Source organism: Brevundimonas sp. GCM10030266 (assembly GCF_042666595.1).
Classification (GTDB): domain Bacteria; phylum Pseudomonadota; class Alphaproteobacteria; order Caulobacterales; family Caulobacteraceae; genus Brevundimonas.
The window spans coordinates 405,021-424,316 of sequence record NZ_JBHTCY010000005.1 but is presented as its reverse complement, the minus strand read 5'-3'; the positions used below and the strand labels follow the sequence as shown (position 1 = coordinate 424,316).

Below are 19,296 nucleotides of genomic sequence, written 5' to 3'. Positions count from 1 at the left end.
GCGAGGTAAGCTTTTCAGTCCGTACTCAGTACAACATGCGGAAACGCAGGGTGCCGTCGACGGCGCGCAGGGATTGCACCGCCTCCGGATCATAGTTCCGGTCGACGTCGGTGATAACGTAGCCGGTTCTTTCGTCCGTCTTCAGATGTTGTCCGAGAATGTTCAGGCCCGCCCCGGCGATGGCGCGGTTGAGGTCGGCGAGGACACCCGGCTGATTGCGGTGGATGTGCAGGATGCGGTGGGCGCTGGAGACCTCGGCCAGTTGCACGTTCGGCAGGTTGACGCAGAAGGTGGTGTCGCCGCGGTTCAGATAGGCCAGCAGACGGTCGGCGGCGAACTCGCCGATGGCTTCCTGGGCCTCCTCGGTGGAGCCGCCGATGTGGGGCGTCAGGATGACATTCTTCAGGCCGCGCAGGGGACTGTCGAAGGGATCGGCGTTGGTGGCGGGCTCATCCGGGAAGACGTCCACCGCCGCGCCGCCGATCCGGCCCGAGCCGAGCGCCTGGGCCATGGCCCCGATGTCGACGATGTGGCCGCGCGACAGGTTCAGCAGCAGGGCGCCCGGCTTCATCCGCGCGAACTGGGCGGCGCCCATGACATTGGCGTTGTCGGCCCGGCCATCGACGTGAAGGGTGACGACGTCGCTTTCAGCCAGCAGGGCGTCCAGCGAGGGCATGCGGCGGGCGTTGCCCAGCGCCAGCCGCTCGGTCAGGTCGTGGAAGATGACCCGCATGCCCAGGTTCTCGGCCAGCACGGACAGCTGGCTGCCGATGGCGCCGTAGCCGACGATGCCGAGGGTCTTGCCGCGCAACTCGCGCGAGCCGGTGGCCGACTTGTTCCACTCGCCCCGGTGCATGGCGGCGGATTTGTCCGGCACGTCGCGCATCAGGTTGATCATGACGCCGATGGCCAGCTCCACGACCGAACGGGTGTTGGAATAGGGGGCGTTGAAGACGGCGACGCCGTGGTCGGAGGCGGCGGCGAGATCGATCTGGTTGACGCCAATGCAGAAGGCGGCGACGGCCATCAGACGGTCGGCGGCCTGCAACACGCGCTCGGTGACCATGGTCTTGGAGCGGATGCCCAGAACATGGACGCCCTTGATCCGCGCGATCAGCTCGTCCTCGCCCAGGGCGCCCTTGGCGGTTTCGACCGTGTAGCCCGCGTCCTCCAGCCGCTGGACGGCGGCGGGGTGGATGTTCTCGAGCAGCAGGATGCGCATGCGGCTGCGCGGATAGGACCAGCGACCCGTCTCGCCCTCGGCGTGGAGCAGTTCGTCGATGGAGGCGGCCTCGGCGTCGGCGGCCTCGACCACGGTGGGGCGGCGCACGACCTCGGTGAAGGCGTAGAAGCGGTCAGCGGCGCCGGCGATCTTCACCTCGGCGTCGTTCCAGCCGTCGCCGACCATGACCACGGGCGAGGGCAGGTTCAGGGCGCGTATGACGGTCGGCTTGCCGCCGGCCTCGGACAGGGGATTGGCCGTATCGACGCCGGTGACGCGGCCGTCGGCGTCATAGCTCAGGTCGTTGCACAGCACCCGGTCGGGCGCGACGCCCAGTCGCTCGGCGACGGGGGCGATGATCTCGCGGAAGCCGCCGGACAGGATGACGATGCGGTGGGCGTTGGCCTTGAAGAAGGCGAGGTTCTTGCGGACCGAGGGGGTGCCCTCGTCGAGGATGCGATCAGCCAGCGCCTGCACATGGGCGCGGGTCAGGGGCAGCAGGGCCAGACGACGGCGCAGGGCCTCGCCGAAACCGAGCTCCCCGGCCATGGCCTGATCGGTCAGGGCGGCGATCTGCGCGCGAACGGCGTCGGCGTCGGGCGAACCCTCCAGCGCGATGTCGGCCAGAGCCTCGAGCGTCTCCACGCGCACGAGGGTCGAATCGAAGTCGAAAACATAGGTCGCGTCAGCCATGTCCGGACCTTGGCTCACCTTCGCAGTTGCAGCAACGGACAGTCGGGCGGTTGGCGAAAAACAGGGTGCAAACAGTGCAATTGGTGCAGATCGTCCACTTTGCGGAGACGGTCGAAATACACCGTCTATGCCGTCTATGCCGTCTATGCCGTCTACCCCGTCTATCGCCGCCAACGAAAACGCCGGCCGCTCCGTGAGGAACGACCGGCGAGCAGTCTAGCAGGCGGATGCGTCAGAATTGGACGTGTGGGCTTCGCTCACCTCTCCAACCCGACCCCTCCGTCTCGTCGGCTGCGCCGCCGAGCCACCTCCCCACTGCGTGGAGAGGTGAATTCTAGCGCTCACCTCTCCAGCGAAGCTGGGGAGGGGACCATGCAAGCCGGAGGCGAAGCATGGTGGAGGGGTGAGGCTCGCGGCGCGCCCTAGAACCGGCCGATGTTGCGCAGGCGGCTGTCGGGGCGGCGGGCGTCGAGGGCGGCGGCGCCGATGGCGGCGGCGAGGGTCGCCAGGGCGACCAGGCCGGCGCCTTCCTTGGCGTGGGTCTTCGCATAGTCCCCGGCGTCCTCGGCGTAGCGACGAGCCGCCTTGCCGTGCTTTTTCAAGGCCTTGCGCGAGGATTTTTGCGTCTTGTTCCACCAGCGGCCGCCGCGGTCGCGGGCGTCGTCGGTGAAGTCGTGGGCGCGCTCGCCCGCCTCGCTGAGGCCGTGACGGACGGTTTCCGCGAAATCCTCGAAGCGACCGCGCAGACCGTCCGTATCGACCCAGCCGCGCGGGTTCAGGCGGCCGCGCAGGGCCTCGTAACGGGTCGGGCCGGTGCGCTGGTTCAGCAGCAGGGTGGCGAGGCCGACCCCGGCGAGGATCGCGACCACGCCTGCGGTGATGCCGGGATGTTTGCGAACTTCGGCGAGGGCGGAGAACTGGCGAACCATCGGATAGTGAACCTCTTCAGCGAGGCCGTCTTCGGACGGATCGTACAGCCCGTCGTCGTACAGCTCATGGGCGGAACCCCTGTCCCGCATCAGAGAAGGAGCGAACCTGGCCAGAAGAGGTTCCGCCACGCCGGGCAGGGCATTGTAGAGGCTGGCGATCAGGCGACCGCCGCCGCCGACGGTGATTTCCCGGATCGGGTGGGTGGCGCAATACAGGATGGTGTCCGCCGCCACGCGGGTCGAATAGACCGGCTGGGGGTTCTGGACGGCGTAGCCGGTCAGGTTGCGGGCGTGCTTGTTGTAGGGCGTGTCGAGCGCCGCAGGCTTGACCAGAGACAGGCTGACGGGGGCGTCATCCCGGATCAGCTCCATGCGCAGGGCGTTGGTGAAGCCCTTCACAGCGTGCTTGGAGGCCGAATAGACGCCCTGAACCGGCATCGGGGCGTCGGACAGGATGGAGCCGACATTGATGATGGCCCCGCCCCACGGCCGCTCGCGCAGACGCTCGGCGGCGAGGATGGAGCCGTTCACCACGCCCCAGTAGTTGGTCTCGAACAGGCGGCGCTGGTCCTCCAGCGTGGTCTCGCGGATCGGTCCGAAGATCGAGACGCCGGCATTGTTGATCCAGGTGTCGAAGCCCCCGAACAGGCGGCGGCATTTGTCGGCGGCCTCGGCCAGGGCGTCGGCGTCGGCGACATCGGCGACGGACCAGGCGACACGGGCGCCGGTGGCCTGAAGCTCCTCGCACAGGGCGGCCAGATCCTTTTCCCCACGGGCGATCAGGAAGACGCAGGCCCCGGCCTTCGCCGCCCGCCGCGCGACGGCCAGACCGATTCCCGAGGTCGCCCCGGTGATGACGATGGTCTGTTTGTTCAGCGGTTTCAGATGGGCTCTGGACATGAAATCACCGGTTGAGGTTCACGCGAGACTATACCGCCAGACGCCGGGCGGGCGAGGGGGCCTTATCATCGCCCCTTCGGCCCCCTATCTAGCCGCCTTCGTATTTCTTGAGACCGAGGACCGCCGTGACCGATCACGCGCATACCCATTCCACGCCTTCTGACGATCTGGCCGCCGCCTTCCAGATCGAGGGCTGGCCCGTGCGCGGCCGTCTGGTGCGTCTGGGCGAGACGATCGATTCCATCCTGTCGGCGCATTCGTATCCCGAGCCGGTCGCGGCCCTGCTGGGCGAGGCCTGCGCGCTGGCGGCCCTGATCGGGTCGAGCCTGAAGTTCGAGGGCCGTCTGATCGTGCAGGCGCAGGGCAATGGCCCGGTACGCTATGTCGTGGCCGACTACGGCACCGACGGGCATCTGCGCGGCTATTGCCGGTTCGATCCGGATGAGGTCGCGGCGGCGTCGCAGGGCTTCGCGCGTCCGGGGGCCAAGACCCTGCTGGGCGAAGGCGTGTTCGTGATGACGCTGGATCGTGGTCCGGACTTCGAGCGGACGCAGGGCATCACCCCGATCGAGGGGGAGAGCCTGTCGCTGGCCGCCGAACACTATTTCCAGCAGTCGGAGCAGATCCCGACCAAGGTGCGTCTGGCTGTCGGTTCGGTGGAGACCGAAGCCGGCTCGCAATGGCGCGCGGGCGGGGCGCTGATCCAGCTGATCGCCGGCGACGAGGCGCGCGGCTCGACCGAGGACGTGTGGGACCGCTCGCGGGCGCTGTTCCAGACGCTGGCCGACGACGAGCTGATCGACCCGACGATCACGCCGGACATCCTGCTGTTCCGCCTGTTCCATGAGGACGGCGTGCGGCTGGAGGACGCGCGCGCCCTGTCGGCCCAGTGCCGCTGTTCGAAGGACCGGATCAGCGCCGTGCTGGCCTCGTTCGGACCGGACGAGCGGGCCGAGATGATCGAGGACGACGGCAAGATCCGCGTCACCTGCGAATACTGCGCGACGGTCTATGAGCTGGAGCCGGAAGAAGTGACGGCGGGCTGATCCTGCAGCGCGGCCGGCGGTGAGGCGGTGGTCGGTCCCACCGCCAGCACGCCGTCGTAGGCCCCGTCCTCGACCGGGCCGAGGATGATGCCGCGGGCGTCGGGGTCATAGCGGCCGCGTCGGCTGTTCGGCCCGCAGCCGTTCGGATCGCAGCCCCAGGTCTCGCCGCCCTGATTGGCGAGGTTCAGGGTGAAGGTGTCCGAGGCGTGCAGGTGCCCGGCGGCGGGGAGGCCGACGTCCGGGAAGCGCGCGTAGCCCTTCTTGCGCGCATGCAGATCGCCGACGAAGACCAGCACTCGGGCCTGCGGTCGATCGACGAGAGCGCGGCTGATGCCATAGGCCATCTCCAGCTCCCACCAGGCCTGATCCCGACCCGCGATGCGCGACTCGACGGCCATGAACGGGTGGATGACGACGTCATGCCCCGCCGCCTTCAGCCGCCAGAAGCCGACCATCATATCGAGCATGGCCACGCTGTTGCGGCCGTCGTTGTTGCGCGGATTGCCGAAGTCGCCATGCAGCAGGACCTGACGGGCGGCGTCTTCCGTCGGGGCGGACAGGGCGTTGCGGAACAGGGTGCGCTCGGTCTCGGGCATCTCCAGCGCGATGGTCACCGGGCCCTGCTTCGCCGCCTCGCAGACGATGCCGAGGAAGGCGGCCGGGATTTCGACCGAGCCGTGCCAGTCGGGGATGACCAGAATGTGCTCCGGACGGGCCAGCAGGGCGTCGGTACCGGCGGGGGCGGCGCACTCCGTCTGGGCGGGCTGGGCCGTCAGGAGGGCGGCGGCGGCAAGCAGTTCGAGCATGGTTCAGCCTTCAGCGGGATCAGGGACGGGCGACGGGCGGGGAGGCGGTGGCGGGGCCGACGGCGAGGTAGCCATCAAAGGCTCCGTCCGCCTCGGGCGCGATGACGACGCCGCGGCGGTCGCCGAGGTCGAGCGGCGTGAGGGCATATGGGCCGCACTCCTCCCGGCAGTTCCACGCCTCGCCGCCGTTCGTGGCGACATAGAGGGACAGAACCTCCTCCGGGCGGAAGTGGGCGGCGGCGGGCAGGCCGAGGCTCGAGCCGAAGCGGCGGGCCTTCCCGGCGTGGACCGAGCCCACGAAGATCATCATGCGGCGCTCGGGCGCGGCGCGGGCGGCGGCTGACCACAGCTGGGCGCGGTCCAGTTCGGCGTGGGACTGGGTGAAGCCCTCGACGCGCGGGCTGGCCGGGACGGAGGCCAGAAGCTTCAGGTCGCCGCCCGCCTGATGCAGGGCGCGGAAGCGCTGAAGCATGGCCAGCATGGCCTCGCTGCCGCGGCCGTCGTGATAGCGGAACGGGCCGTGCGGATAGTCCAGCAGGAGGGCGCGGGCGGCGTCGGCGTCCGGCTCGGCCATGAAGGCGTCGAAGGTCGCCTGCATCTGGACCGGGTATTCCAGCACCGCCGTGACGGGGCCCTTCTTCAGCGCCAGACAGACCAGATCGGCGAAGGCGGCGGGGGCTTCGGCCGTGCCGTGCAACTCGCCGACGGCGATGAAGCGCAGCTCCTCCCCCCACAGGGCGTCGGAGCCGCTGACAGGCGCGCAGGCCGGCTGGGCCGTCAGCAGGCTGGCGGCGGCGAGCAGCGAGATCATGGAACCCCCGGTTGGCGCGCCCCCTTACCGGCGCGTGTCCAAGCTCGGCAGTCAATATGGCGAGGCTGTGGCCGGTCAGACGATCAGGAAGACGGCGTTGGCGAAATTGTGCAGCAGGACGGGGAGCAGCAGGCTGCCGGTCTTCTCGCGCACCCAGACCAGAAGCAGGGCCGGGCCGCCGGTGAGGAGCAGGGTCATGGCGTCGAAGGTGAAGGCGCCGTCGCTGTAGCCCAGCGCATGGGCCAGGCCGAAGGCGACCGAGCTGATCAGGGCGCCCCAGCCCATCGGCGCGCCGAGAAGGCGCAGGGGGCGGGCGAAGGCCTCGTTCAGCATCAGCAGCAGGACGCCGCGATAGAAGAGCTCCTCGTCCAGCCCCGGCATGGTCAGCTGGAAGGCCAGTTCGTCGGCGTCCAGCGGCGGGGTGGGGAACCGGAGGGCCAGGCCGAGGAAGAGGGCGAGCAGGGCGCCGGAGAGGATCAGGGCGCCCTTCAGCCCCTTGCGGTCCTGCTTCAGCGTCAGGCCGCAGCGTTCGGCGCCGAGCATCAGGGCGACGGTCAGGGACAGGCCGATGGCCAGCGCCTTGCCTTCCCAGTTCCGGTCCGAGGGCCAGAACTGCAGGGGAATGTGGCCGTAGCCGCGGGTCAGCAGGGCGTCATAGGCGGCCATCAGCACAAGGGCGCCGAGGAACCAGCCCCATTTCACCTTGCCGCGCAGGGCCAGGGCCGCGACCAGTCCCATGGCCGCCGTCGCGCCGAGCCATCCGCCCAAAGCCATGATCGCATCCGGCATCGTCCGCCCTCCGAAAGTTGTTCGGGGGAGAGGCGACGAAGCGTCGCCGTGGATGCGCGGCGGAAGATGAAATCGCGGTAAGGCGGCTCAGTACGCCAGCGCGATGCCGTCCTTGCGCATCTCCGTCGCCGCGCCGTAGGTCCAGCGGCCGCCGGGGTTCTGCTGCATGACCACGTTCTGGTAGCCGCCGAAGCCGCCGTCGGGCGGGCCGAGGGTCCAGCCCATGGCCTCCAGCTGGCGCTTGCTGAGCTCGGGCACGCCGGATTCCAGATGCAGGCGGCCGACGCCCTCGGCGGGCTCGCCGGTGGGTTCGGACGAGCCGTAGTGCTGCCATCGCGGCGCGTCACCGGCCTCCTGCGGGTCGAGGCCGTAGTCGACCATGTTGATGATGATCTGGGCCTGTCCCTGCGGCTGCATGCCGCCGCCCATGACGCCCATGGCCATCCACGGGTGGCCGTCCTTGACCGCGAAGCCGGGGATGATGGTGTGGAAGGGCCGCTTGCCCGGCGCGTAGACGTTGGGGTGGCCGTCGGTCAGGGCGAACAGCTCGCCCCGGTCCTGGAACATGAAGCCCAGCGTATTGCCCGCGCCGTCATCCGCCACGAGGCCCGAGCCCATGCCGCGGTAGTTGGACTGGATCCAGCTGACCATCATGCCGTCCTTGTCGGCGACGCTGAAATAGGTGGTGTCGCCCTGTGTCGGCGCATCGCCGGGGAAGACGCGGTCCATGACTCGGTCCGGCCGGATCAGGGCGGCGCGCTGGCGGGCGTAGTCCTTGGAGTTCAGCCACTCGACGGGGGTGCGGCTGAAGCGGTCGTCGGCGAACCACTTCGCGCGGTCCTCGAAGGCCAGACGCTTGGCCTCGGCCTGGTGGTGGATCGAGGCGGCGGACTGGAAGCCCATGCTCTTCAGGTCGAACTGTTCGCAGATGTTGAGGATCTGGTTGGTCGACAGGCCCTGGGTGTTGGGGCCGAGGCCGTAGACCTCGACGCCGCGATAGTCGGTGCGGATCGGCTCGACCCATTCGGTGCGGTGGGCGGCGAGGTCGGCCTTGGTCAGCCAGCCGCCGATGCGCCGGAAATAGGCCTCGATGGCGTCGGCGATGGGGCCTTCGTAGAAGGCGTCGCGGCCGTGCTCGGCGATCAGGCGATAGGTGCGGCCGAGATCCGGATTGGCGAACATCTGGCCGACTTTCGGCGTGGCGCCGCCGGGAGCGTAGACCCGCTTGCGGTTGTCGTTCTCCTCGATCAGCGCCGCCGACCGGTCGAACGAGGCCATGTTGCGCTCGAGGTAGTAGGCGATGACCTGCGGGACGGGGACGCCTTCCTCGCAGAGCTCGGCGACCGGCAGCAGGACGTCCTTCCACGGCAGCTTGCCGTAGCGCTGGTGGGCGCTCCACCAGGCGTCGACCGTGCCGGGGACGTTGACGGTGACGGCGCCGTAGGAGGGAAGGTGGCCGTTGGGACGGGCCTTCGACCGCGCCGTCTCCAGCGACAGGCCGCGGGGGCTGTTGCCCGAGCCGTTGAAGCCGACGACCTTCCGCTGGGCCGGATCCCACAGCATGCAGAAGGCGTCGCCGCCGATGCCGTTGGCCACGGGCTCGAGGAAGCCGAGCGCCGCGTTGATGGCGATGGCCGCGTCGATGGCCGAACCGCCGCGCCGCAGGGTGTCGATGCCGATCAGGGTCGCGCGCGGATGGGCCGAGGCGGCGGCGCCGTTGGCGCCCCAGACCGTCGATCGGCCGACGAATTTCGGCCCGGTGATGCGGTCGCCGATGACGATGCCGGCGTAGGGATCAGGCGCGCGGGCGGGTTGGGGCGGGGCGGCGGGGGCCTGTCCCGGGGCCGGCGGGGTCTGCGCGTTGGCGATCCCGCTCCCGGCCAGCAGCGCCCCGGCGGGCAGGGACGACAGGAAGGTGCGACGACGCATGGGCGGACTCCCCTTGAACTGAGGGAGGGAGCCTAGCGGGTCTGTCCGGGCTGTGAAGCCTGATTGTCGGCGCGAGGCGGGGCTCCGCAACCGGACCGCGCCAGCATGCGGGCGTTGTAGCGTTCGGCATAGGCGTAGGGCGCAGTCGCGAAGGCGCTGTGGGCTACGTAGTCGCTCGTTCCCTCGATCATGCGGACGCCGCAGGCGTCCTCGATGGTGCGAGAGTCTACGCCGGGCACGCTTGAGGCATAACCGTTCACGCCGAGAAGCCGGTGGTCTCCGGCGACGAGTGCTCGGTCAGCATCTGCGCGCGCGTTGGCAACTCTGATCCATGACAGGGCTGCCTGCTGCCTCTGAAACATGGCCTGGTAATTGAGGCAGGCTGCCGTCGCTTGTCGGCAAGGACGCGGCGGCGGCGCATCTGCGGGATCCATAGCGGGCGATGCTGTGCCGCCAACACAGCTGGCGAGCGCCGGTGCGGTGAGCAGGCCGAAAAGGATGACGAGACGACGGATCGCAAACCCCAAGACGTGTGCGGCGGACATTACCGGGTCTGGCGTCGCTGTGAAGGTTGTTCGTCGGCGGCGCTCAGGGCGCACGCAGGTTGCCTGCCATCTTGTCCCCGTACCTCGCGACCGCGAAAGCAAGGGCGGCGGGGATGATCCACGCGGCGATCGCATAACCGAGGATGCCGATGATCATCAGCCATTCCATCAGTCCACGGCCCCCGGCCAGAAACGTGACGGGGATCGCCAGCAGGATCGCCAGCCAGAGGGGCAGCAGGATCCAACTGATGGCCAACCACCGCCGTTTTCGCTTCAGGTTGCCGACGAACCAGCCGCCAAGGCCGCCGACGACCGCCAGACCGAGCAGGATGAGACCGAACATCCGGGCAGGAGGGGCTGTTCGCGCGGGGCGGTCAAGTGACGAGAGCTGACGATAGCGGTTGTGGAGGGAGGACTTAGCCCCCCAGATCCAGCGAATACCCCGCCGAGCGGACGGTGCGGATCGGGTTGACGGTGCCTTCGACGTTCAGGGCCTTGCGCAGGCGGCCGACGTGGACGTCGACGGTGCGGGCCTCGACATAGACGTCCGAGCCCCAGACAGCGTCCAGCAGCTGTTCGCGGCTGAACACCCGGCCCGGGTGCTGCATGAAGTGGTCGAGCAGGCGGAATTCGGTGGGTCCGAGGTGGATTTCCAGGCCGGCGCGGCGGACGCGGTGGGCGACACGGTCGATGACGATGTCGCCGTGGTTGATGCGGTCGTCGGCCAGACCCGGACGGATGCGGCGCAGGACGGCGCGGATGCGGGCCGTCAGCTCGGTCATCGAGAAGGGCTTGGTCAGATAGTCGTCGGCGCCGGTGTCCAGACCGCGCACGCGGTCCGATTCCTCGCCGCGGGCCGTCAGCATGATGATCGGCAGGTTGCGGGTCTCGGACCGGCCGCGGATGCGGCGGCAGACCTCGATGCCCGACAGCTTGGGCAGCATCCAGTCCAGCAGGACCAGATCGGGCAGGCGCTCGTCGATCTGCAGCATGCCTTCCTCGCCGTCCGAGGCGACGACGACCTTGTAGCCCTCTTTTTCGAGGTTGTAGGACAGCAGCGTCGCCAGCGCGTCCTCGTCTTCCATCACCAGAACATAGGGCTGCACGTCAGGCTCTCCGGTAGGGATCAGGCGGTGGTCGGCAGGTCGCCGTCGGTCTCGGGATTCCAGCGCGGGCGTTCGCCCGTGAACTCCAGACCGGTGATTTCGTAGTGGATGGTCTCGGCGATGTTGGTCGCGTGGTCGCCAATGCGTTCCAGGTTCTTGGCCATGAACAGCAGGTGGGTGCAGGCGCTGATCGTGCGCGGGTCGCCCATCATGTAGGTCAGCAGTTCGCGGAACAGGCTGTTGTAGTGCTCGTCGACCTCGTCGTCCGTGTTCCAGACGGCGATGGCGCGATCGACTTCGCCGACCGCATAGGCGTCGAGCACGTCGCGCAGGCGCATGGAGACCAACTTGCCCATCCGCTCGATGGAGCGGGTGAGGGGCTGCATCGGCTCGCCCTCGGCGAGGATCAGGGCGCGCTTGGCGATGTTCTTGGCCAGGTCGCCGGTGCGCTCCAGGTCCACCGCCAGCTTCATCGCCGACAGGGTCTTGCGCAGGTCCGAGGCGACCGGCTGGCGCAGGGCGATCAGACGGATGGCCTTCTTCTCGATCTCCCGGTGCATGGCGTCCAGGCGGACGTCACGCTCGACGACGGCCTTGGCCAGGGCCACGTCGCGACGGGCCACGGAATCGACGGCGTCGGCGACCTGGGCCTCGGCCAAGCCACCCATGCGGGCGACCTCGGCGGTCAGCTGGTTCAGTTCGTCGCCATAGGCCTTGACGGTGTGCTGGTTCATCAGCCGAAGCGCCCCGTGATGTAGTCGAGGGTGCGTCGCTCGCGGGGATTCGTGAAGATTTCCTCGGTCGGGCCGGTCTCGACCAGACGGCCGAGGTGGAAGAAGGCGGTGCGCTGCGAGACGCGGGCGGCCTGGGCCATCGAGTGGGTGACGATGACGATGCAGTAGCGTTCGCGCAGTTCGTCGATCAGTTCCTCGATCTTGGCGGTGGCGATCGGGTCCAGGGCCGAGCAGGGCTCGTCCATCAGGATGACTTCCGGCTCGACGGCGATGGCGCGGGCGATGACCAGACGCTGCTGCTGGCCGCCCGACAGGCCGGTGCCCGGGGCGTGCAGACGGTCGGCGACTTCATCCCACAGGCCGGCGCGCTTCAGCGAGGCCTCGACGATGACGTCCAGATCGGCCTTGGACGAGGCCAGGCCGTGGATGCGCGGACCGTAGGCGACGTTCTCGTAGATCGATTTGGGGAAGGGGTTGGGCTTCTGGAACACCATGCCGACGCGGGCGCGCAGCAGCACCGGGTCAACGGCCTTGGCGTTGATGTCCTCGCCGTCCATGTCGATCCGGCCGGTGACCTTGGCGTGGCTGATCGTGTCGTTCATGCGGTTCATGGTCCGCAGGAAGGTCGACTTGCCGCAGCCCGACGGGCCGATCAGGGCCGTGACGGTCTTGTCCGGGATGTCCAGCGAGACGTCGAACAGGGCCTGCTTGCCGCCGTAGAAGACGGAGACGTCGCGGGCGGCGATCTTGGTCGGGCCGACGGGACCGGCGCTGGGGGTGACGGTCGGGGCGGCGATGACGGCGGCCTCATCGGCGGGCGCGCCGCCTTCGGAGCCGTCCGCGGCACGGAAGATTTTCGAGAACATGGGGCTTACCACCGGCGTTCGAAGCGCCGGCGCAGCAGGATGGCGGCGGCGTTCATGACGATCATGAAGGCGAGCAGGACCAGGATCGCAGCGGCGGTCCGCTCGTGGAAGGCGCGTTCCGACGCGTTCTCCCAGATGTAGACGAGAGAGGGCAGGGCGCCCGCGGGCTCGACCACGCTGTGGGGCAGGCCGGGCACGAAGCTGACCATGCCGATCAGCAGCAGGGGGGCGGTCTCGCCCAGGGCGTGGGCCATCGAGATGATGGCGCCGGTCATCACGCCGGGCATGGCCAGAGGCAGGGTGTGCTGGAAGACCGTCTGGGTCTTGGACGCGCCCATGGCCAGGGCGGCCTCGCGGATCGACGGCGGCACCGCCTTCAGCGAGGAGCGGGTGGCGATGATGATGGTCGGCAGGGCCATCAGGGCCAGCACCAGGCCGCCGACCAGAGGGCTGGCGCGGGGCAGGTGCATCCAGTTGATGAACAGGGCCAGACCCAGCAGGCCGTAGATGATCGACGGCACGGCGGCGAGGTTGTTGATGTTGACCTCGATGATGTCCGTGATCCGGTTCTTCGGGGCGAACTCTTCAAGGTACAGGGCCGCGCCGACGCCGAGCGGAATGGCGATCAGGGCGGTGACCAGCAGCATCAGGGCCGAGCCGATGACGGCGCCCAGCACGCCGGCCAGCTCGGGCTCGGTCGAGTCGCCGCGGGTGAAGATGGCGCTGTTGAAGTGGGACGAGACGTGGCCGTCCGCCTTCATGCGGTCCAGCCAGGCGATCTGCTGGTCCGACAGGCGGCGCTGGTCGGACGGGGTCGCTTTCGAGATCTCGCCCTTGAAGTAGAGGTCGGCGTCATCCGACATCGGGGCGGCCAGGGTGATGGTCTGGCCGACCACGCCCGGCTGGCGCGTGACGCGCTCGGCGGCGACGAACTTCAGCTCGGACGAGAAGAGGGTGCGCAGGGCGGCGGCCTTCGTGCCCTGGGCGTCGTCCTGTTCACCCATGCGGGCCAGTTGCTGTTCGGCGACCAGAAGCTCGAAATTGGTGCCCTGCGGATAGCCGCGGTCGATCCGCGCCGGGTCCATGTAGACCGGCAGGGTGACGGAGTGGCTGTAGAAGGCGGTGTGGCCCTGATCGATGATGCGGCCCAGCAGCAGCAGCAGGAAGCCGACGGCCACGCCGATGGCCAGCAGGCCGTACAGGCGGAACCGGGTTTCGCGGGCGTAGCGCTTCTTCAGGCCCGCGCGCAGGCGATCGACGCGCTGCGGGTCGGCGTTCGGAGCGGCGGGGGAAACGGGGGCGTGGTCGGCTGCGTCAGTCATATTGCTGCCGGTAGGTCTGGACGATGCGCTGGGCGACGATGTTCAGCAGCAGGGTCACGAGGAACAGGGTCAGACCGAGACCGAAGGCCGACAGCGTCTTGGGGCTGTTGAACTCCTGGTCGCCGGTCAGAAGGGTGACGATCTGGACGGTGACGGTGGTCACGGTCTCGAGCGGGTTGAGGGTCAGCTTGGCGGCGAGGCCCGCGGCCATGGTGACGATCATGGTCTCGCCGATGGCGCGCGACATGGCCAGCAGCATGGCGCCGGCGACGCCGGGCAGGGCGGCGGGCAGAAGCACGCGCTTCACCGTTTCGGACTTGGTGGCGCCCATGGCGTAGGAGCCGTCGCGCAGCGACTGGGGCACGGCGTTGATGATGTCGTCCGACAGGGAGCTGACGAAGGGGATCAGCATGATGCCCATGACGCCGCCGGCGACGAGGGCCATCTGATTCTGGACCAGCATCAGATACTGGCCGAGGCCGTCCAGCGGACCGCCGACGAACCAACTGCCGATGGTGTTGAAGAAGACCCGCATGAAGGGGCCGACGGTCAGGGCGGCGAAGAAGCCGTAGACCACAGTCGGCACGCCGGCGAGGATTTCGAGGATCGGCTTGACGGTCGCGCGGAAGGTGGGGCCCGCGTACTCCGACAGGTAGATGGCCGAGAACAGGCCGACCGGGGCGGCGACGATCATGGCGATGATCATGATCAGGAAGGTGCCGGCGAACAGCGGCAGGGCGCCGAAGGCTCCCGACGAGCCGACCTGATCGGCGCGGATGGCGGTCTGGGGGCTCCACTGGGTTCCGAACAGGAACTCGGTGACCGGCACGGACGAGAAGAAGCGGAACGAGTCGTAGATCAGCGAGGCGACGATGCCGACGGTGGTCAGGACCGCGACCGCCGAACAGGCGAACAGAGCGCCGACGATCCAGCCCTCGACCCGGTTGCGGGCGCGCATGCCCGGACGGATCTGGCTGAACACGAACAGGGCGCCCAGCAGGGCGGCGAGGGCGGCGCCGATGACGCCGGCCAGCCCGAGCATGCTGTGGATGCGGGCGGCGCGCTGGCCTTCCTGCGGCAGGAGCTCGGCGTAGGGGGCGGGCCAGATCTGCATGGCCTCGCGGCCGGCGCCGACGGCCTGGGCGTCCGAATAGAAGGCCTGGCGACGGAACGGCTCAAGCTGCTGGACGGCCTCGGGCGCGCCGGAAGCCATCATCTGCTGCTCGACTGGGCCGGAGAAGACGGCGGCGCCCAGCAGGACGACGAGCGCCGGAACGGCGGTCCAGATCAGGGCGTAGGCCCCGTGCTGGGCCGGACGCGAGTGAACGCGCTGTCCCTGTGAACGACGGTGCGCCAGCGCCCGACCGCCGAAATAGGCGGCGACGGCTGCGGCGATCAGGATCGGCAGAAAGAGCCAGGTCATGAGGATCCGGGAGGAGAATCGGAACAGTCCGGTCGCCCGGTTCGCCCCGCGGCGGAAACTGCCCTTGAATGGTCAGCGGATTAAGACGTCTACGTGACAGTTCTGTTACGGCGTCGGCCCGTCATGTCGCAGGGGCGTCACGCAGCGGTCGTCGTCGCCTCGGCCCGTTTCTCGGCGACCGGGAAATAGGCGGTGAAGACGGCGCCCTGGCCGGGGGCGCTTTCAACCGTCAGCCCGCCGCGGTGGCGGTTGACGATGTGCTTGACGATGGCGAGGCCCAGGCCGGTGCCCTGCCGTTCGCCGCTCTTCTGGCCCTCGACGCGATAGAAGCGCTCGGTCAGCCGGGGCAGGTGTTCGCGGGCCATGCCCGGGCCGTGGTCACGCACGGTGATGGCGGCGTAGCGTCGGCCGGGCTCGCGGTCCGGCGTGACCAGCGGCAGACGGGTGATCCCGCCCTCGCGATTGCCGCCGGACCAGGGCGCGGCGGCCTCGTCGAGGCTGACGTCCGGGCGGATGACGATGTCCACCGTGTCGCCGGACGGCGAGTATTTGATGGCGTTGTCGACCAGGTTCTGGACCACCTGGACGATCTCGTCGCGGTCGCCGTTGACCGGGGCCGACAGGTCGCGATCCTGCATCACGACGGACACCGCGCGCTCGGCCGACAGGATGCTGATGGCGTCCATGACGTCGACGGCGGCGCGGGCCAGATCGACGCGGCCGGACGGCGGGACGTGCTCGTTGAGCTCGATCCGGCTGAGCGACAGCAGGTCGGAGACCAGCCGGCCCATGCGGTCGGCCTGCACCGCCATGATGTCGAGGAAGCGGTCGCGGGCCTTGGGGTCGTCCTTGGCGTGGCCCTTCAGCGTCTCGATGAAGCCGGCCAGCGAGGCGAGCGGCGTCTTCAACTCGTGCGAGGCGTTGGCGAGGAAGTCGACGCGCATCAGCTCCATGCGGCGCACATCGGTCTCGTCCCGCAGCACCAGCAGGGCCAGGGTGGCGCCCTCGCCGGCGGGGGCGGAGAGAGGGCGGGTCAGGGCGCGCCAGTGGCGGGTCTGGGCGCCGACGCCGGCATAGTCGGTGGTGCGGGCCAGGCCGCCGAACAGGGCCTCGTCCACAGCCTCCAGCACCGAGGGCTCGCGCACCGCCGAGACCAGCAGGGCGCCTTCGCGCTGGATGCGGAAGAGCTCGCGCGCGGCGGCGTTGGCCAGCACCACCCGACGCCCGGCGATGTCATCGGCCTCGCCGCCGGACACCACCAGAACGGGGTCGGCCAGCGCCTCGAAGGCGTTCTCCAGCAGGCGCTGGTCGGGGGCAGGCGGCGTCTGGGCGGCGACTTCCTCGGAGGGCTCGCCGGGGACGGCGGCGCGGCGCGGGCGGCGGTTCACGGCCCAGGTGAAGACGGTCACCAGCAGGGCGCCGCCGATCAGCGGTCCGGCGATCTGAGGATGGAAGACGGCCAGCACCAGCAGCACCACGACCGACACGCCCGCGCTGGCGCCCGCCGTCCACAAACGGGACGCCGACGAGGGGGCGACGGGAGACTGTGCGGCTTCGTAGGGCATTGCCATCCGGACGGAACGCGGGGCGGGCGAGTCGTATGCACCGAACATGACACGGAATTCATGACAATCGATCCGGGAACCGTCCGTGCACCGGTTGTCAAACGTCCTTTACATGCATAGGCTGACCCCAAGTTGTTCAGGGAGAGGCTTATGACAGCGGCTTTGCGGCTGGAGGGCGTGAGCAAGCGGTACGGCGAGTTTCAGGCCGTGCGCGATCTCAGCTTCGAGGTTCCGAAGGGATCGATCTGCGGATTCCTGGGGCCGAACGGGGCGGGCAAGACCTCGACCCTGCGGATGATCCTGGGCCTTCAGCCGGCGACGGCGGGGCGGATCGAGATCCTGGGCGCCGACGACGGGCGCAAGGTGCGTGACCGGATCGGCTTCCTGCCGGAGGAGCGCGGCCTCTACAAGAAGATGACGCCGGTGGACGCCATCGCCTTCTTCGGCTCGCTGAAGGGGCTGCCGATCAGCGAAGGCCGCAAGCGGGCGAAGGAGATGCTGGACGCGCAAGGCCTGGGCGCCTCCAAGCGCAAGAAGATGAAGGAGCTGTCCAAGGGGATGGCCCAGAAGGTGCAGCTGATCTCGTCGGTGGTGCACCGGCCCGAGTTCGTGATCCTGGATGAGCCCTTCTCGGGGCTGGATCCGGTCAACCAGCAGGGGCTGGAGCAGATGATCCGCGGACTGGCCGCCGACGGGGCGACGGTTCTGTTCTCGACCCACGTCATGCAGCACGCCGAGCGGCTGTGCGACAAGGTCGTGCTGCTGGCCCGGGGCCGTAAGGCCTTCGAGGGCACGGTGACCGAGGCGCGGGCGACCTCGCGCCGGTTCCTGGAGCTGGAAGGCGCGATCGATCCGGATCAGGCCGCGCGCCTGCCGGGCGTGACCGGCGTCGAGATCCTGTCGGATACGGACGGGGTTCGGGTGCTGAAGGCCGCCGTGGCGCAGGGCGTTCACGGGCAGGAGGCGCTGAAGGCCGCCTTCATCGGCGGGCTGGACGTGCGGCGCTTCGAGTTGCGCGAACCGACCCTGCATGACGCCTTCATCGACCTGACGGGCGACCGGCCCGACGTCGACCAGACCGTGAAGCCGACCGGCGCGGAGGCCGCCCGATGAACCGCATGTTCCTGATCGCGCGGCGCGAATACGCCGCCTACGCCATGACCGTGGGCTTCTGGCTGTCGCTGCTGGCCTTCCCGCTGTTCGCTGTGATCGGCGGGGGTGTGTCCTATCTGGTTCGCGCCGGGGAGACCATTCCGGCGGTGGCGGTCATTGAGGACGGCGCCGGAGCAGCCGGACTGGCCACGGCCGTGACCGACCACCTGAAGGTGGAGCAGGACCGACGTCGCGCCAGCGCCCTCCACGCGGCGGCGATGGCGGAGACCCAGACCTCGCCCGACGCAGGGACCGAGGCGGCGGACCGGGTTCGTGACATCGCCGAAACGCAAGGCTTCGAGGCGGGCATGGCGGAACTGCGCCGTGTCGCTCCCGCGGCCGCTGCGACGTGGCGTGAGCCGAAGCCGACCGTTAGCCTGACGTCGCCGCCTCCGCAGGTGCTGGCGGCCGCGCCGGGCAAGGCGCGCGACGACGCGGCCAGGACCTATCTGACCGGGGACAAGGATGACCGGTCGCTGAGCGCTATTGTCATGTTGACGCGTGAGGACGGCAAACCGGCGGCCCGGGTCTGGACCGCGCGCACCAACGAGGACGCGGTCAACGACTTTGTCCGCGAGGCCCTGAAGTCGGCCAACCGGCGTGAGGTCTTTGGCGCATCCGGCGTGTCGCCGCAGGTCATCGTGAGTTCGGAGCAGTTCCGCCCGCATGTGACCGCCTATTCGCCGAGGGCCTCAACCGGCGGCGAGGTATCTTTCCGGGACCGGCTGCCTCAGCTGATCGGCCTGCTCTCCGGCTTCATGCTCTGGTCATTGATCATCACCGGCGCCTCCATCCTGCTGAACAGTGTGATGGAAGAGAAGTCGAACAAGATCCTTGAAGTGCTGCTGTCGTCGGCCTCCACCACCGAAATCCTGGCGGGCAAGGTGCTGGGGGTGGCGTTGCTCACCCTCACCGTCTCTCTGGCCTGGGGCGTGTTGGGCGGCGGTGCGCTGGTCACCCTGGCGCCGAAGTATGCCGCGTGGACGGGCGATATCCTGCTGCACGGGGGAATGCTGGCCTGGTTCGTGGCCTTCATGGCCGGCGGCTACCTGATGTACGCGGTGCTGTTCGCGGCTATCGGCGCCTTCTGCGATACGCCGAGGGACGCCCAGACCCTGATGGGCCCGATCATGATGGTGTTGGTGGTGCCGCTGGTTGTCATGCAGCTGGCATTCCGTCAGCCGGACTCCCCGGTGGTGCAAATCCTGTCGTGGGTGCCGTTCTTCACACCCTTCCTGATGATCGCCCGCTTGCCCTCCGAGCCGCCGCTCTGGGAAGTGATCGGCGCCATGGCCGGGATGTTCGCCTTCGCCCTGCTGATGGTCTGGGTCTCCGGCCGGGCCTTCCGGGCCGGCGCCCTGTCGGATGTGAAGCTGAGCTGGAAGAGCTTCGCCGGGGCCATCCGGGGTGGCGGGAACTAGGCTGACGCCGCCTTCAAGACAAAAGGGCCGCTCCGGC

General features: G+C 69.0%; 17 protein-coding genes and 1 pseudogene. 3 read left to right on the top strand and 15 right to left on the bottom strand.

The genetic code is table 11. The annotated features are described in order from the left end of the window. Nucleotides 1-25 precede the first annotated feature (25 nt). The 3 genes and pseudogenes from serA to ACFQQC_RS17000 all read right to left on the bottom strand — a co-directional run bounded on the left by serA (nucleotide 26) and on the right by ACFQQC_RS17000 (nucleotide 3,744). A complete protein-coding gene (serA, locus tag ACFQQC_RS17010; protein ID WP_376863772.1) occupies nucleotides 26-1,273 on the bottom strand; it encodes a phosphoglycerate dehydrogenase in 1,248 nt (415 codons plus the stop codon). Nucleotides 1,274-1,390: 117 nt separating this feature from the next. Continuing rightward, nucleotides 1,391-1,915 (bottom strand): annotated as a pseudogene (locus ACFQQC_RS17005) (HAD family hydrolase); the annotation flags it as partial. A 422-nt stretch (nucleotides 1,916-2,337) separates the two neighbouring features. Beyond that, entirely contained in the window at nucleotides 2,338-3,744 is a 1,407-nt protein-coding gene (locus tag ACFQQC_RS17000; protein WP_376863721.1) for an SDR family oxidoreductase, read from the bottom strand. Between the two features lie 125 nt (nucleotides 3,745-3,869). Between ACFQQC_RS17000 and ACFQQC_RS16995 the strand changes: the two genes are divergently transcribed. Continuing rightward, nucleotides 3,870-4,790, top strand: coding sequence for an Hsp33 family molecular chaperone (locus ACFQQC_RS16995; protein ID WP_376863720.1), 921 nt, complete (start codon nucleotides 3,870-3,872; stop codon nucleotides 4,788-4,790). Here ACFQQC_RS16995 and ACFQQC_RS16990 read toward each other — a convergent pair. The 12 genes from ACFQQC_RS16990 to ACFQQC_RS16935 form a co-directional block, all read right to left on the bottom strand. After that, a complete protein-coding gene (locus tag ACFQQC_RS16990) occupies nucleotides 4,754-5,596 on the bottom strand; it encodes a hypothetical protein (protein ID WP_376863719.1) in 843 nt (280 codons plus the stop codon). The genes ACFQQC_RS16995 and ACFQQC_RS16990 overlap by 37 nt on opposite strands. 19 nt (nucleotides 5,597-5,615) lie before the next feature. Next, on the bottom strand, nucleotides 5,616-6,407 hold the full coding sequence (locus ACFQQC_RS16985; protein ID WP_376863718.1) for a hypothetical protein: 792 nt from the start codon (nucleotides 6,405-6,407) through the stop codon (nucleotides 5,616-5,618). A gap of 75 nt (nucleotides 6,408-6,482) precedes the next feature. Then, on the bottom strand, nucleotides 6,483-7,196 hold the full coding sequence (locus ACFQQC_RS16980) for a CPBP family intramembrane glutamic endopeptidase (protein ID WP_376863717.1): 714 nt from the start codon (nucleotides 7,194-7,196) through the stop codon (nucleotides 6,483-6,485). 87 nt (nucleotides 7,197-7,283) lie between these two features. Continuing rightward, nucleotides 7,284-9,125 carry a gamma-glutamyltransferase family protein gene (locus tag ACFQQC_RS16975; protein WP_376863716.1) on the bottom strand — a complete coding sequence of 614 codons (1,842 nt, stop codon included), beginning with the start codon at nucleotides 9,123-9,125 and terminating at the stop codon, nucleotides 7,284-7,286. A 32-nt stretch (nucleotides 9,126-9,157) separates the two neighbouring features. Beyond that, nucleotides 9,158-9,385, bottom strand: a complete 228-nt coding sequence (locus ACFQQC_RS16970; RefSeq protein WP_376863715.1) for a hypothetical protein — start codon at nucleotides 9,383-9,385, stop codon at nucleotides 9,158-9,160. A gap of 328 nt (nucleotides 9,386-9,713) precedes the next feature. Then, entirely contained in the window at nucleotides 9,714-10,013 is a 300-nt protein-coding gene (locus ACFQQC_RS16965) for a hypothetical protein (protein ID WP_376863714.1), read from the bottom strand. Between the two features lie 73 nt (nucleotides 10,014-10,086). Next, entirely contained in the window at nucleotides 10,087-10,776 is a 690-nt protein-coding gene (gene phoB / locus ACFQQC_RS16960) for a phosphate regulon transcriptional regulator PhoB (protein ID WP_331045337.1), read from the bottom strand. 20 nt (nucleotides 10,777-10,796) lie between these two features. Then, on the bottom strand, nucleotides 10,797-11,510 hold the full coding sequence (gene phoU, locus ACFQQC_RS16955; RefSeq protein ID WP_376863713.1) for a phosphate signaling complex protein PhoU: 714 nt from the start codon (nucleotides 11,508-11,510) through the stop codon (nucleotides 10,797-10,799). Further along, nucleotides 11,510-12,376 (bottom strand): phosphate ABC transporter ATP-binding protein PstB, encoded by an 867-nt coding sequence (gene pstB / locus ACFQQC_RS16950; RefSeq protein WP_376863712.1) that lies wholly within the window; start codon nucleotides 12,374-12,376, stop codon nucleotides 11,510-11,512. Before pstB ends, phoU begins: the two co-directional genes overlap by 1 nt. A gap of 5 nt (nucleotides 12,377-12,381) precedes the next feature. Then, the gene (gene pstA, locus ACFQQC_RS16945) at nucleotides 12,382-13,698 is read right to left on the bottom strand and encodes a phosphate ABC transporter permease PstA (RefSeq protein WP_376863711.1); all 1,317 of its coding nucleotides are present in this window, start codon (nucleotides 13,696-13,698) and stop codon (nucleotides 12,382-12,384) included. Continuing rightward, complete coding sequence (gene pstC, locus ACFQQC_RS16940; RefSeq protein ID WP_376863710.1) at nucleotides 13,691-15,121, bottom strand: phosphate ABC transporter permease subunit PstC; 1,431 nt, start codon at nucleotides 15,119-15,121, stop codon at nucleotides 13,691-13,693. The genes pstA and pstC overlap by 8 nt, the downstream gene beginning before the upstream one ends. Nucleotides 15,122-15,258: 137 nt before the next feature. Next, nucleotides 15,259-16,686: a sensor histidine kinase gene (locus ACFQQC_RS16935; protein ID WP_376863709.1), complete on the bottom strand. Its 1,428-nt coding sequence runs from the start codon at nucleotides 16,684-16,686 to the stop codon at nucleotides 15,259-15,261. A gap of 150 nt (nucleotides 16,687-16,836) precedes the next feature. Between ACFQQC_RS16935 and ACFQQC_RS16930 the strand changes: the two genes are divergently transcribed. Both ACFQQC_RS16930 and ACFQQC_RS16925 read left to right on the top strand, forming a co-directional pair. Next, nucleotides 16,837-17,799, top strand: a complete 963-nt coding sequence (locus ACFQQC_RS16930; protein ID WP_376863708.1) for an ABC transporter ATP-binding protein — start codon at nucleotides 16,837-16,839, stop codon at nucleotides 17,797-17,799. Then, complete coding sequence (locus ACFQQC_RS16925) at nucleotides 17,796-19,259, top strand: ABC transporter permease (protein ID WP_376863707.1); 1,464 nt, start codon at nucleotides 17,796-17,798, stop codon at nucleotides 19,257-19,259. The genes ACFQQC_RS16930 and ACFQQC_RS16925 overlap by 4 nt, the downstream gene beginning before the upstream one ends. The last annotated feature ends 37 nt before the right edge of the window (nucleotides 19,260-19,296 follow it).